Origin of the sequence: Pseudomonas sp. A2, from assembly GCF_023100865.1 — a bacterium.
Classification (GTDB): domain Bacteria; phylum Pseudomonadota; class Gammaproteobacteria; order Pseudomonadales; family Pseudomonadaceae; genus Aquipseudomonas; species Aquipseudomonas asiatica.
The window spans coordinates 287,831-301,859 of the sequence record NZ_CP039127.1 but is presented as its reverse complement, the minus strand read 5'-3'; the positions used below and the strand labels follow the sequence as shown (position 1 = coordinate 301,859).

General features: G+C 61.8%; 13 protein-coding genes. 7 read left to right on the top strand and 6 right to left on the bottom strand.

The window, feature by feature from the left end; translation table 11 throughout:
* Window positions 1–14: 14 nt before the first annotated feature.
* The 4 genes from E5221_RS01375 to E5221_RS01360 form a co-directional block, all read right to left on the bottom strand.
* Window positions 15–980, bottom strand: coding sequence for a sulfonate ABC transporter substrate-binding protein (locus E5221_RS01375; RefSeq protein WP_039614252.1), 966 nt, complete (start codon window positions 978–980; stop codon window positions 15–17).
* An 84-nt stretch (window positions 981–1,064) separates the two neighbouring features.
* Complete coding sequence (gene ssuE / locus E5221_RS01370; protein WP_039614253.1) at window positions 1,065–1,658, bottom strand: NADPH-dependent FMN reductase; 594 nt, start codon at window positions 1,656–1,658, stop codon at window positions 1,065–1,067.
* 227 nt (window positions 1,659–1,885) lie between these two features.
* Window positions 1,886–2,524: a peroxiredoxin gene (locus tag E5221_RS01365; RefSeq protein WP_015268594.1), complete on the bottom strand. Its 639-nt coding sequence runs from the start codon at window positions 2,522–2,524 to the stop codon at window positions 1,886–1,888.
* 165 nt (window positions 2,525–2,689) lie between these two features.
* The gene (locus E5221_RS01360; protein ID WP_100413093.1) at window positions 2,690–4,024 is read right to left on the bottom strand and encodes an OprD family porin; all 1,335 of its coding nucleotides are present in this window, start codon (window positions 4,022–4,024) and stop codon (window positions 2,690–2,692) included.
* Window positions 4,025–4,532: 508 nt separating this feature from the next.
* On the opposite strand from E5221_RS01360, the gene tauA reads away from it, so the two are divergent.
* The 4 genes from tauA to tauD are packed head-to-tail and all read left to right on the top strand — an operon-like array spanning window position 4,533 to window position 8,038.
* Window positions 4,533–5,504 carry a taurine ABC transporter substrate-binding protein gene (gene tauA, locus E5221_RS01355; protein WP_102083337.1) on the top strand — a complete coding sequence of 324 codons (972 nt, stop codon included), beginning with the start codon at window positions 4,533–4,535 and terminating at the stop codon, window positions 5,502–5,504.
* Window positions 5,505–5,531: 27 nt separating this feature from the next.
* Window positions 5,532–6,320 carry a taurine ABC transporter ATP-binding subunit gene (tauB, locus tag E5221_RS01350; protein ID WP_023660883.1) on the top strand — a complete coding sequence of 263 codons (789 nt, stop codon included), beginning with the start codon at window positions 5,532–5,534 and terminating at the stop codon, window positions 6,318–6,320.
* Entirely contained in the window at window positions 6,317–7,156 is an 840-nt protein-coding gene (tauC, locus tag E5221_RS01345) for a taurine ABC transporter permease TauC (protein ID WP_247846785.1), read from the top strand. Before tauB ends, tauC begins: the two co-directional genes overlap by 4 nt.
* A gap of 48 nt (window positions 7,157–7,204) precedes the next feature.
* Window positions 7,205–8,038 carry a taurine dioxygenase gene (gene tauD, locus E5221_RS01340; protein WP_112251288.1) on the top strand — a complete coding sequence of 278 codons (834 nt, stop codon included), beginning with the start codon at window positions 7,205–7,207 and terminating at the stop codon, window positions 8,036–8,038.
* 114 nt (window positions 8,039–8,152) lie between these two features.
* Here the strand turns inward: tauD and betT are convergent, their stop codons facing one another.
* Together betT and epsC are read right to left on the bottom strand one after the other, a co-directional pair.
* Window positions 8,153–10,114, bottom strand: coding sequence for a choline transporter BetT (gene betT, locus E5221_RS01335; protein WP_167506610.1), 1,962 nt, complete (start codon window positions 10,112–10,114; stop codon window positions 8,153–8,155).
* 333 nt (window positions 10,115–10,447) lie between these two features.
* On the bottom strand, window positions 10,448–11,380 hold the full coding sequence (epsC, locus tag E5221_RS01330; RefSeq protein ID WP_061550674.1) for a serine O-acetyltransferase EpsC: 933 nt from the start codon (window positions 11,378–11,380) through the stop codon (window positions 10,448–10,450).
* Between the two features lie 390 nt (window positions 11,381–11,770).
* On the opposite strand from epsC, the gene tcyJ reads away from it, so the two are divergent.
* The 3 genes from tcyJ to tcyN are packed head-to-tail and all read left to right on the top strand — an operon-like array spanning window position 11,771 to window position 13,991.
* On the top strand, window positions 11,771–12,565 hold the full coding sequence (gene tcyJ / locus E5221_RS01325; protein WP_015268587.1) for a cystine ABC transporter substrate-binding protein: 795 nt from the start codon (window positions 11,771–11,773) through the stop codon (window positions 12,563–12,565).
* Window positions 12,562–13,230, top strand: a complete 669-nt coding sequence (gene tcyL / locus E5221_RS01320; protein WP_003255849.1) for a cystine ABC transporter permease — start codon at window positions 12,562–12,564, stop codon at window positions 13,228–13,230. Before tcyJ ends, tcyL begins: the two co-directional genes overlap by 4 nt.
* 2 nt (window positions 13,231–13,232) lie before the next feature.
* A complete protein-coding gene (gene tcyN, locus E5221_RS01315) occupies window positions 13,233–13,991 on the top strand; it encodes an L-cystine ABC transporter ATP-binding protein TcyN (RefSeq protein WP_013970435.1) in 759 nt (252 codons plus the stop codon).
* Window positions 13,992–14,029: the final 38 nt, after the last annotated feature.

Here is a 14,029-nt window from a genome sequence, read left to right as displayed (position 1 = left end):
CGCAGGCGAATCAATCAAGGCGCACTGGCGACCTTGGCCGGGGGTGTCCAGATCACGTCCTTGATGCTCAGCGGCTTGGGAATCAGCTTCAGTGCCTGGAACGTGTCGGCGATCTTCTGTTGCGCGGCCACCACTTCCGGGGTGAGCGGCGCGGCACCGTAGCCTTGGCGCTTGACCGAAGTCAGGGTGATATCGGCGGGCAGGCCGAGCAGCGGCGCGACCTGGTCGGTCACTTCCTGCGGGTTGGCCTGGGACCATTCACCTACGGCACGCACTTCTTCGATCAGGGTGTTGATCACCGCCGGGTGCTGGGTCGCGTAGTTGCGGGTGGCCAGGTAGAACTGATGGTTGTCGACCAGGCCCTTGCCGTCACGCAGGGCATGAGCCTGCAGCTGTTTCTCGGCGGCAGCCTGGTACGGGTCCCAGATCACCCAGGCGTCCACGCTGCCGCGCTCGAAGGCCGCGCGGGCGTCGGCCGGGGGCAGGTACACCGGCTGGATGTCGCTGTATTTCAGGCCGGCGTCTTCCAGGGCGCGAACAAGCAGGTAGTGAACGTTGGAGCCTTTGTTGAGGGCGACTTTCTTGCCCTTGAGGTCTTTGACCGACTGGATCGGCGAGCCCTTCGGCACCAGGATCGCCTCGCTGTGCGGCGCTGGCGGCTCGTAGGCGACGTACAGCAGGTCGGCACCGGCGGCCTGGGCGAACACCGGCGGGGTTTCACCGGTGACGCCAAAATCGATGGAGCCGACGTTCAGCCCCTCAAGCAGTTGCGGGCCGCCGGGGAACTCGGTCCATTGCACCTGCACGCCCTGCTCGGCCAGGCGCTTTTCCAGCGTGCCCTTGGCCTTGAGCAGCACCAGGGTGCCGTATTTCTGGTAACCGATACGCAGGCTCTCGGCCTGGGCTTGGGTGATGGCGCCGAAGGACACAGCCGCCGCAAACAGGGCGACCAGACCGCGACGCAAGAAGACTGTGCGCATGGCGCTCTCCTGTGCGAATGGGTTCGGGTTGCACCTGCTTGCCTCGTTGTCGGGCGAGTAAGGTGGTGAAGCGGGTTGGGCCGGTCAGATGCTCCAGCGAGCGCTGATCAGGCGTTCGTTCAATACGCCGGGGGCCACGGGGCGTGGCCGGCGGGCCAGTGCAACGTGGAAGGTTTCCAGCGCGTCCTGCAGGCGTTCTTCCAGCGCCGCTGCCAGTTGCGCGGGCCTGGAGCCTTCTGCGTAGGCGACCTGGCTGTCGTCGGCAAAGATCCCTTGCAGGGTCTCTTGCGCCTTGAGTGCCGACAGCACGGGTTTCAGTGCGTAATCCACCGCCAGCATGTGGGCGATGCTGCCGCCGGTGGCGATCGGCAACACGATCTTGTGTGCCAGGGCGCGTTCGGGCAGCAGGTCGAGCAAGGTTTTCAGGGCACCGGCGAACGAGGCCTTGTACACCGGCGTGGCGACGATCAGGCCATCGGCCTGGGCCACCAGCTGCTGGAAGTGCTGCACCTGCGGGCTGTCGAATCGGGCGTGCAGCAGGTCTTCGGCGGGAAAGTCACGTACCTGGAACGTCACTACCTCGACGCCACGGTCCTGCAGCCACTGGCGAGAACGCTCCAGCAGCACGCCGGAGCGTGAACGGGTACTGGGGCTACCACCGATTGAGACGACCAGCATTGCAGCGCTTCCTTGTGTTTTGTTGGAGGTGACATTAGCAGTCGTCGCATATATCTAGAAATCATATTTATTCATTTGTTTATTCCATTTTTATCAAAAGCCTGTTTTGGCACTTTCGGGGGTTTACCCGCGAAGAAGCCAACGCAGTTTCAGCAGGCATAAAAAAGGGCCGTCGAAACGGCCCGAATATCCCTGCTTTGGCTAAGAGCAATGCAACGAGGAATCCTTTAACGATTGGGCTGCGGGGTCAGCCGCAGATAGGGTTTGACCGCCCGGTAACCTTTGGGGAAACGCTGCCTGATCTCTTCCTCGTCCTTCAGCGAGGGCACGATTACCACGTCGTCACCGTCCTGCCAGTTACCTGGCGTGGCGACCTTGTGGTTGTCGGTCAGCTGCAGCGAGTCGATCACCCGCAAGATTTCGTTGAAGTTGCGCCCGGTACTGGCCGGGTAGGTGATGGTCAGGCGCACCTTCTTGTTCGGGTCGATGACGAACAGCGAGCGCACGGTCAGGGTGTCACTGGCATTTGGGTGGATCAGGTCGTACAGGTCAGACACCTTGCGGTCGGCGTCGGCAATGATCGGGAAGTTGACGACGGTGTTCTGGGTCTCGTTGATGTCATCGATCCAGCGGTGGTGCGAATCGACCGGGTCCACCGACAGGGCGATGGCCTTGACCCCACGTTTGGCGAAATCGTCCTTCAGCTTGGCGGTCAGGCCCAGCTCGGTGGTGCACACCGGAGTGAAGTCGGCTGGGTGGGAGAACAACACCCCCCAGCTGTTGCCCAGCCACTCATGGAAGCGGATCTTGCCTTCGCTGGAATCCTGTTCGAAATCGGGGGCGATATCGCCGAGTTTTAGGCTCATGGGCTGCGGCTCCTGTGCTGGGTTCTTTACCGTGTGGGTTCAATGTGCCTGCATTCGATTAAAAACAAAAAGAATAAATACTGATTTGTTTATAACCATTATACATACAAAATTGCAGGCACAAAAAAGCCTCGCACTAGGCGAGGCTTCTTGTTCAGCTACGGCTTACAGGAAGTTGTAAGTGTAGTTCACGATAAAGCGAGTCTGGTCCGCGTCGTCAATGCTTTCACCGCTACCACGGTAGACACCTTGGCGCAGACTGAAGCCCAGACCTTTAAGGGTGCCCTGTTGAATGGTGTAGTCAACGCGGGCGTCACGTTCCCATTCGTTGTAGGTCCCATCACCCGAACGGTTGCGGATGTCATCACCACGCAGGTAAGCAACCGATGCTTTCAAACCTGGAACACCCAGAGCCGCGAAGTCATAGGAGTACTGACCGAAGGTGGTGTTTTCGCCAGCACGGGCGAACTGGTTGATCATGCTATCGGTGAACAGGTAGAAGCTGGAACCGCCAGCGCCTTCGTTACGGCCGTTACCATCTACGACACTGCCTTGGTTCAGCCAGACGAAACCACCATCATCACCCACTTGCTGGTGGCCGAGCATCAGCGCGTGACCACCCAGGGTGTAGGTGAACATGGCGCTCCAGGTCTTGTTATCGACCTCACCATTGCTTTTGGCGTAACCCCTGTTGTTGTCGAAGTTGTAACCACCGCCGCTACCATTCTTGCCGTCGCTGCTGCTGTCGAAGTAGCGCAGGTCGGTCTTGAAGGACTGATCGTCAGCAATCTTGAACACGTGGGTCGCGCCCAGGAAGTGCTGCTTGTAGAAGTCCTCCAGGTTCGAATAGTAGTACTGCAGGGTCAGGTCTGGAGTGAGCTTGTAGTCCAGTCCACCGTAGCGGAACTTGTTGCTGTCAGCAGTAGCACCGGAAACCGACAGGCCAGTACGGTTGCTGGAGGCACGACCCATAGCGTGAGTCAGCTGACCGGCGTTGATGGTGAGGTTGTCGATTTCCTTCGACTGAATGGTGCCACCCTCGAAGGTTTGCGGCAGCACCCGGCCATCGTTTGCGACCAGGATCGGCAGGTTAGGCGCCAACGCACTACCAAAATGAGCTTCGGTTTTGGAGAAGCGCGCCTTGGCGTTAGCGCCGAAACGGGCCCACTGGCTCACAGAAGAACCATCGCTGTCATCCGGCATGAAGCCACTTTTGTGATAGCCACGGCCGCCATCCAGGTGGATACCCCACAGTGCTTGGGCATCAACACCGAAACCAACAGTTCCTTCTGTGAAACCCGAGATGTAGTCAAGCTTGAAACCTTGGCCAGTTTCACGCTGATCCGGGCGAACAGCTCCGTGAGCTTCACGGTTGTTGTTGTCGTAATACATGGTGCGCGAGCTGAGCGACAGCTTGCTGTCTTCAACGAAACCGGCAGCGCCTGCTTGTTGGGCGAGAACCCCCAGTGCCACGGCCAGGGCCAGGCTGGACTTGTACATGTTTTGCTCCTCTACGTTCTAATTCTTGTGTATCTCTGGTGGCGGGATCTGCTGCCCCGCTCACCGTGGATTGGCGATTTAGTCCCAAAGCGTGACCGTAAAGTCAATCGTTTCTAAACGTTTCGCGACTTTGGTCTAAGACGCCAGCTGCGCTACAGGATAATGACAATCCTATAAATCCAAAATGACCGTTTTATGAATTGGTAAGATTTTTAAGGAATATGTTAGGAATTATTACTGCTATTCGTTAGAAGCAGCATGCTTTTCATAACCAATAGTTATTTGCAAACGTTTGCTCATAACCTAATTCCGTATCGTTCTATCGGGACGAAAAAGCCTAGCAGCACTCTCGGATTTCACCATTGAGCGAAATCACAGCGTTTCCCTGTTAACGCGTCTCAAACCATTGGCTCCTAAGCTAATGCAAAAAAGTTATTTATTTTACATTTCTTAGATCAATTAGCCTTCTCGTCATCCACCACACCGATTGCCTGACGAGAGGTTCACCATGATCCCGCACGCCCCGCTGCGCCTGTTCGCCGCCCTGACCCTCGCCAGCGCCAGCTGGTTGGCCCAGGCTGCTGACCTGACCGTGGCCTACCAGACCACCGTCGACCCGGCCAAGGTGGCGCAGGTCGATGGCGATTACGAAAAAGCCAGCAAGGCCAGCATCGACTGGCGCAAATTCGATAACGGCGCCGACGTGATCACCGCCGTAGCCAGCGGCGATGTACAGATCGGCTACCTGGGCTCCAGCCCGCTGGCCGCAGCAGCCTCCCGCAAGCTGCCGGTCGAGACCTTCCTGATCGCCACGCAGATTGGCGCCGGTGAAGCACTGGTCGCCCGCGACAGCATCAAGACTCCGCAAGACCTGGTCGGCAAGAAAGTCGCCGTGCCTTTCGTCTCCACCGGCCACTACAGCCTGCTGGCCGCGCTGAAGAGCTGGAACATCGACCCGGCCAAGGTGCAGATCCTCAACCTGGCGCCACCGGCAATCATTGCCGCCTGGAAGCGCGGCGACATCGATGCCACCTACGTCTGGGACCCGGCCCTGGGTGTGGCCAAGGAAAACGGCAAGGTGCTGATCACCTCCGGCGAGCTGGCCGAGAAAGGCGCACCAACCTTCGACGCATGGATCGTGCGCAAGGACTTCGCCGCCAAGCACCCCGACGTGGTCAAGGCCTTTGCCAAGGTCACTCTCGACGCCTACGCCGACTACCGCAAGAACCCACAAGCCTGGCTGGCCAACCCCGACAACGTGAGCAAGCTGGCCAAACTTTCGGGCGCCAAGCCTGCCGACATCCCGGTGCTGCTGCAGGGCAACGTGTACCCACTGGCCGTCGACCAGGCCAATGCATTGGGCACACCGACCACCCAAGCGCTGACCGACACGGCCACCTTCCTCAAGCAGCAAGGCAAGGTCGACGCGGTGCTGCCGGACTACTCGCCCTACGTCAGCGCCAAGTACCTCCCCAACTAAGCCTGTAGAAACCGACCGGAGCCTGCCATGGCCTTGCTCGAACTGGAGCGCATCAGCGCACAGTACCCCGGCGCCGAAACCCCGGTGCTGGCCGACATCAACCTGAGCCTGGGGCCACGCCAGCTGCTGGTGGCCCTGGGCCCTTCCGGCAGTGGCAAGACCTCGCTGCTCAACCTCATCGCAGGCTTCGTCGCCCCCAGCGGCGGGCGCATCACCCTGGACGGCGTGCCCGTCCAGGGCCCCGGCGCCGAGCGCGGCGTAGTGTTCCAGGACGATGCGCTGCTGCCTTGGCAGAACGTGCTGGGCAACGTCGCATTCGGCCTGGAACTGGCCGGCGTGCCACGCGCCGAGCGTGAGGCCAAGGCCCGCGAAATGCTGGCCCTGGTCGACCTCGACGGCTTTGGCGAACGGCGTATCTGGCAATTGTCCGGTGGCCAGAAGCAGCGTGTTGGCCTGGCCCGGGCGTTGGCAGCCGATCCACGAGTGTTGCTGATGGACGAACCGTTCGGCGCACTTGATGCCTTCACCCGCGAGCAGATGCAGGAGTTGTTGCTGCAGGTATGGCAACGCACCGCCAAGCCGGTGTTCCTGATTACCCACGACATCGAAGAAGCCGTGTTCCTCGCCAGTGAACTGGTACTGCTGGCGCCCAACCCGGGGCGCGTGGTGGAGCGCCTGCAACTGGACTTCGGCCAGCGCTACGCAGCGGGTGAATCGGCGCGGGCTATCAAGTCCGACCCGGCTTTTATCGAAACCCGCGAGCACGTACTTGCGCGGGTGTTCTCTCAACGCCAAAGCCTGCAGGAGCGCGCATGAGCAGCCTGGACCTGCCGGTCACCGGCAAGCGCAACACCCAACCCCGGCCAGCCACCAAGCTGCGCCGCCCCCTGCCCACCCGCTGGATCAGCACCCTGGCCCTGGCCAGCCTGCTGTTGGCCTGGTGGCTGGTGACCGCGGCCGGCTGGATCGAGCCGCTATTCCTGCCCTCGCCCGCCGACATCCTGGCCAAGGCAGGGACCCTGCTGACCCAAGGCTATATGGATGCCAGCCTGTGGCAGCACCTGGGTGCCAGCCTGGGGCGCATCGGCGTGGCCCTGCTTGCCGCCACCCTCACCGCCATCCCGGTGGGTATCGCCATCGGCTACAACCGCGTGGCCCGCGGCATTCTCGACCCGCTGATCGAGTTCTACCGGCCGATCCCGCCGCTGGCCTACCTGCCGCTGATCGTCATCTGGTGCGGCATCGGCGAGCTGTCCAAGGTGCTGCTGATCTACCTGGCAATCTTCGCTCCTATCGCCATTGCCACTGCCACCGGCGTGCGCACGGTCGACCCGGCCAAGCTGCGTGCAGCGCAGTCGCTCGGCGCGACCAAGGCCCAGCTGATCCGCCACGTGATCCTGCCCAGCGCCCTGCCCGACATCCTCACCGGCATCCGCATTGGTCTGGGGGTTGGCTGGTCGACCCTGGTGGCCGCCGAGCTGATCGCCGCCACCAGCGGCCTGGGCTTCATGGTGCAGTCGGCGGCGCAGTTCCTGGTTACCGATGTGGTGGTGCTGGGGATTTTGCTGATCGCCCTGATCGCCTTCGCACTGGAAATGAGCCTGCGTGCCCTGCAACGCAAACTGGTGCCTTGGCACGGGCAGAGCCACTGAATCCTGTTGACCACGCCAGCAGCCTGGCGCCTGATTGAAGAGACCGACATGAGCCTGACCATCACCCCCCTCAGCCCGGCGCTCGGCGCCCAGATCAGCGGCGTGGACATCAGCCGCGATATCACCGTCGAAGAACGAGACGCCATCGAGCAGGCGCTGCTGCAGCACCAGGTGCTGTTCTTCCGCGACCAGCCGATCAACCCGCAGCAGCAGGCGCGGTTTGCCGCCCGTTTCGGCGACCTGCACATCCACCCGATCTACCCCAACGTGCCGGAAACCCCGCAGGTGCTTATCCTCGACACGGCGGTGACCGATGTGCGCGACAACGCAGTGTGGCACACCGATGTGACCTTCCTGCCGACCCCGGCCCTGGGCGCGGTACTCAGCGCCAAGCAGTTGCCGGCCTACGGCGGCGACACCCTTTGGGCCAGCGGCATCGCTGCCTTCGAAGCCCTGTCGGCGCCGCTGCGCGAGATGCTCGACGGGCTGACAGCCACCCATGACTTCACCAAGTCGTTCCCGCTGGAGCGCTTTGGTACCACGCCGGAAGACCTGGCGCGCTGGGAAGCAACCCGGCGCAACAACCCGCCGCTGTCGCACCCGGTGGTGCGCACGCATCCGGTGAGCGGGCGCAAGGCGTTGTTCGTCAATGAAGGGTTCACCACGCGCATCAATGAGCTGAGCGAACTGGAAAGCGAGGCACTGTTGAAACTGCTGTTCGCCCATGCGACGCGGCCGGAGTTCAGCATTCGCTGGCGGTGGCAGGAGAATGACGTGGCGTTCTGGGACAACCGCGTGACCCAGCATTTTGCGGTGGATGACTACCGGCCGAACCGGCGGGTGATGCATCGGGCGACCATCCTCGGGGATGCGCCCTTCTGAAACTGGGAGGCCTTTGGCCTCCATTCGCAGCACAAGGCTGCTCCTACAGGGAAGCGCGATCCCTTGTAGGAGCAGCCTTGTGCTGCGAATGGGCCGCAAAGCGGCCCCAGCGATCTAGCGGACCAGATGCAGGTACTGCATGTGCCGTTCGTACTGGTCGAGGATGTCGTTGATGATCTGCTCCTTGCTGTAGCCGACCAGGTCATAGTTCTGGCTGCCTTCGCTCAGGTGCACCTCCGCCCGGTAGTAGCGGCGGTTCTTCAATTCCTGCGTACCCAGCCCACCCAGGGCGAACGATGGCGTGAAGTAACCACGCATCTGCACCTGGTAAATGAACGGCTGTTCCTCGCCATGGCCAATCTTCAGGCTGACGTTGTCGTGGCTCGGGTCGTCCTGGGTAATCAGCACCAGGCCCTTCTGCTCGAACACTTCACGCACATCGGCAATTGCCGGGCGCACCACGTCGTCCATGAAGCGGTACACCTCATCTCGCGACGGGAAGTGCACCGCCTGGCTCAGGCGCTGGCGCCAGCCGCCACGGCCGCGGCGTGACTGGGCGAACGGGGCAAGCGAATGCATCTGTGCGATCTGCCGTTGCGACTCCAGGTAGAACGCCTTGTGCAGCCCCCACATCATGCACAGCAGGATCAGCGAGAACGGCAACGAGGTCAGCACCACCGCCGACTTCAGCGAGTCGATGCTGCCGGCGAACAACAGCGCACTGGTGATCAGCGCCGTCATCGCGCCCCAGAAGATGCGCAGCCAGTTCGGCCCATCCTCGTCGGCATCACCACCCTTGGCCGACAAGGTCGACAGCACCACGGTGCCCGAGTCGGCCGAGGTGACGAAGAACACAAAGCTGATGAACACCGTCACGGCGATCACCGTCTTGCTCCAGGGGTATGTCTCTAGCAGCAGGTACAGGCTCATCGACGGGTTATCCAGCGCCGACTGGCCCAAAGCTGTCATGCCGTGGTTGATGACTTGGTCCAGGGCACTGTTGCCGAAGATCGACATCCAAGCCAAGGTGAAGCCCAGCGGAATCAACAGCACACCAAAGACGAATTCGCGGATGGTGCGGCCACGGGAGATGCGGGCGATGAACAGGCCCACGAACGGCGCCCAGGCAATCCACCAGGCCCAGTAGAACACCGTCCAACCGCCCAGCCAGTCGCGGTTCTCGCCGTAGGCATAAACGTCGAAGCTCTTGCGCGGCAAGGCACCCAGGTAGTCGCCGAGGTTCTGGATCAGCGTGTTGAACAGGTGCTGGGTAGGCCCGGCGAACAACACGAACAGCAACAGCGCGCAGGCCAGGAACAGGTTGATGTCGCTCATCACCCGCACGCCCTTCTCCACCCCGGCGACCGCCACGGCCACCGCCGCGCCCATCATCAGGGTGATGAGCAGCACTTGCACCCACTGGCTGTGGTCGATGCCGAACAGGTAGTCGAGGCCGGCGTTCAGGTGCAGCACGCCAAAACCCATGTCGGCCCCCAGGCCGAACACCGTGGCGATGATGCCGAAACCGTCCACCGCATAACCGATCGGCCCGTTGATGCGCTTGCCGATCAACGGGTACAACGCCGAACGCAGGGCCAGCGGCAGGTTGTGCCGGTAGGCGAAGTAGGCCAGGGCCATGCCGACGAAGGCGAACACGCCCCAGCCATGCAGGCCCCAGTGCAGGAACAGGATCTGCATCGCCTGGCGCCCGGCCTCGGCCGTGCCCGCTTCGCCCTGGGGCGGCTGCAGCATGTGGGTCAGGGGTTCGGACACGCAGAAGAAGAACAAGGTGATGCTGATGCCGGCGGCGAACAGCATGCCGGCCCACGACAGGTAGCTGAACTCGGGTTCGTCGTGGTCGGCACCGAGCTTGATCTTGCCGTAGCCGGACAAGGCGGTGACCACCACGAAGACCAGGTACAGCGTCATCGCCAGCATGTAGTACCAGCCGACCGTGTTGGCCGCCCAGTTCTGCGCCGCCAGCAACCAGTCGCCTGCTGCTTGCGGATAGGAAATGACCACGAGGCCGAAGATGAGGATGAAACTTGCCGCGAAATAGAACACCGGGGGGTTCATGCGGATCTTGCCATTGGCAAGGGAAGGGGTCGGTGCACTCATCGGGGGCGCACCTCGTCGAATGACGTAAGGCTCGGAATGAACGGGTTCAGCAAAGGAATCCTCCTGTTGAACACCGGCAGCGGACCAGCGTTTTTTCATTGAACAAGCGTTCAAGTTAAACATGGATCGGATTTCAATGCGAATTGGGGCGCTGATTGGTGCCCTCCTGCACGGGCCTCTTCGCGGGTAAACCCGCTCCTACAGGTACTGCACAAGATTCAAGATCTGTGGGGTCCCTGTGGGAGCGGGTTTACCCGCGAAAGGGCCGGTACAGGCCAAGGAAATGCCAGATCAGTTCTTGTCCTGGCAATCCAGCTGCAGGTTGGCCTGGGTAATGTTGCTCTCGGCCGGCACACTGCGGGTCAGCCACACATTACCGCCAATGGTCGAGCCTTTGCCGATGGTGATCCGCCCCAGCACCGTGGCCCCCGCATAGATCACCACATCGTCCTCGACGATCGGGTGGCGTGGCAGGCCCTTGTGCAGGGTGCCCGATTCATCGCTGGGGAAGCGCTTGGCGCCCAGGGTCACCGCCTGGTAGATGCGCACACGCTCGCCGATGATCGCGGTTTCGCCGATAACCACGCCGGTACCATGGTCGATGAAGAAGCTCGGGCCGATCTGCGCCCCGGGGTGAATGTCGATCCCCGTGGCCGAATGCGCCAGCTCCGAGCTGATGCGCGCCAGCAGCGGCAGGCCGGCCTTGTACAGATGGTGCGCCAGACGGTGGTGGATGATCGCCAGGATGCCCGGGTAGCACAGCAGCACTTCATCAACACTGCGCGCAGCCGGGTCGCCGTGATAGGCGGCCAGCACGTCTGTGTCCAGCAGTACGCGCAGGCCCGGCAGGGCGGCGGCGAATCCCTGCACCAGGCTCAGCGCATGGGCATCGACGCCGGCCAGTTCGCCCTTGCTTTGCCGTGCGGCGTAGCGCAGCTCCAGGCGGGCCTGGGCCAGCAGGGCGGTCAGGGCGGCATCCAGCGTATGGCCGACGTAGAAGTCTTCGCTTTCTTCGCGCAGGTCGACTGGGCCAAGGCGCATGGGGAACAGTGCGCCGCACAGTTGCTCCAGGATGTGCCGCATCGCTTCGCGTGAAGGCAGCTCACGCCCGCCCTGCTCGCCGCTGCTGCGGCCATTGCGGGTGCGCCATTGTTCACGGGCGCCGCGCAGGCCGGTGACGATGCTCTGCAACTGCCAGTGCCCGGATGAAGGTTGTTCGCTCACGGTTTTCTCCTGCCTGAAGAGGCCAACTATTTTTATCGCCAGGCCAGGCCTCTTCGCGGGTAAACCCGCTCCTACAGGGACTGCACAGGTTTCGATGCCTGTGCGGTCTCTGTAGGAGCGGGTTTACCCGCGAAGAGGCCGGACCTGCCTACATGCAATCCACTCTACGGCAAATCCATCCCTTGGAAAAAACAACGCTTTATTCCATCCTGCGCTAAGTCAGGCATAAGCCGCGATGACGGAGCAGGCAACCTCGCCTACCCTCAATGCAGCCAGCACCTGGCAAAAACCAAAAGGAAATAACAAAATAATTTTTTAGTATTTCCTGACCTAAGCAGCCGACCCTATAGTCGCCACCCACTACTTACACAACAAGCGCGGGGCTCTGAAATGTCGAAATTCGCCAAACCGCTACTCAACGCCAGCCTGGCACTCCTGCTGGGTGCCGGCCTGCTCAGTCAGGCCTTCGCTGGCGAGCAGCTGAAGACCATCCAGGAAAAAGGCGTGATCAACGTCGGCCTCGAAGGCACCTACCCACCGTTCAGCTTCCAGGACGAAAACGGCAAGCTGACCGGCTTCGAAGTGGAACTGTCCGAGCTGCTGGCCAAGGAGCTCGGGGTAAAGGCCAAGGTGCAGCCGACCAAGTGGGACGGCATCCTCGCCGCACTGGAATCCAAGCGCCTGGACGTGGTGATCAACCAGGTGACCATTTCCGAAGAGCGCAAGAAGAAGTATGACTTCTCCGAGCCTTACACTATCTCCGGCATCCAGGCGCTGATCCTGAAGAAGAAGGCCGAGCAGCTGAACATCCACAAGGCCGCAGACCTGGCAGGCAAGAAGGTCGGTGTAGGCCTGGGCACCAACTACGAGCAATGGGTCAAGAAGGACGTGCCGCAAGCCGATGTGCGCACCTATGAAGACGACCCGAGCAAGTTCGCCGACCTGCGCAACGGCCGTATCGACGCCATCCTGATCGACCGCCTGGCCGCGTTGGAATACGCGCAAAAAGCCAAGGACACCGAACTGGCCGGCGATGCCTTCTCGCGCCTGGAAAGCGGCGTGGCCCTGCGCAAGGGTGAACCGGAACTGCTGGCAGCGATCAACAAGGCGCTGGACAAGCTCAAGGCTGACGGCACGCTGGCCAAGCTGTCCGAGAAATACTTCGGTGCCGATGTCACCAAATGATCGCTGAAAGCCTGCAACTCGTTGTCGACTCCGCGCCCTTCCTGCTGAAGGGCGCGGGCTATACAGTGCTGCTCAGTGTTGGCGGCATGTTCTTCGGCCTGGTGCTGGGCTTTGCCCTGGCACTGATGCGGTTGTCGAAGATATTGCCCCTGAACTGGCTGGCGCGGGTCTACGTGTCGTTCTTCCGCGGCACGCCGCTGCTGGTGCAGCTGTTCGTCATCTACTTCGGCATGCCGCAGATCGGCATCGAACTCGACCCGATCCCGGCTTCGCTGATCGGCCTGTCGCTGAACATGGCCGCCTACATCTGCGAAATCCTGCGCGCGGCGATTTCCTCGATCGACCGTGGCCAGTGGGAAGCCGCCGCCAGTATCGGCATGACCCGCGTCCAGGCCATGCGCCGGGCGATCCTGCCCCAGGCCTTGCGCACCGCACTGCCGCCGTTGGGCAACAGCTTCATCTCGCTGGTCAAGGACACTGCCCTGGCGGCAACCATCCAGGTGCCCGAGCTGTTCCGCCAGGCCCAGCTGATCACCGCACGCACCTTCGAAGTGTTCACCATGTACGTGGCGGTGGCGGTCATCTACTGGGTGTTGTGCAGCATCCTCGCGCACTTCCAGAACCGCATGGAAGCGCGAGTCAACCAGCATGACCAGGAGCATTGAGCATGATTGAAGTCAAAGGCCTGACCAAGCGGTTCAAAGGCCAGACCGTGCTCAACGGTATCGACCTGACCGTACAACCCGGCGAAGTGGTGGCCATCATCGGCCCCAGCGGCTCGGGCAAGACAACCTTCCTGCGTTGCCTGAACCTGCTGGAAACACCCGATGCCGGGCAGATCCAGATTGGCGATATCAGCATCGACGCCAACCGCCCGCTGGGTGGGCAGCAAAGTGCGATTCGCCGCTTGCGCCAGCAGGCCGGGTTCGTGTTCCAGAACTTCAACCTGTTCCCTCATCGCACCGCCCTGGAAAACGTGATCGAGGGGCCGGTGATCGTCAAGAAGACACCCCGCGAGCAGGCGATCGAACTGGGCCGGCGCCTGCTGGCCAAGGTCGGCCTGGCCGGCAAGGAAGACGCCTACCCGCGGCGCCTGTCCGGTGGCCAGCAGCAACGGGTGGCCATCGCCCGCGCCTTGGCAATGGAGCCGGAGGTGATCCTGTTCGACGAGCCGACCTCGGCGCTGGACCCCGAACTGGTGGGTGAAGTGCTGGCGACCATCCGCGGCCTGGCCGAGGAGAAGCGCACCATGATCATCGTTACCCACGAGATGAGCTTTGCCCGGGATGTGGCGAACCGGGTGATCTTCTTCGACAAGGGCGTGATCGTGGAGCAGGGCGAGGCCAAGGCGCTGTTTGCGGCGCCGAAGGAAGAGCGTACCCGGCAGTTCTTGCGCAAGTTCCTGGGGACTGCTGCCTCCGAGTAAACCTGTTGCGGCCTTTTCGCGGGCACGCCCGCTCCCAC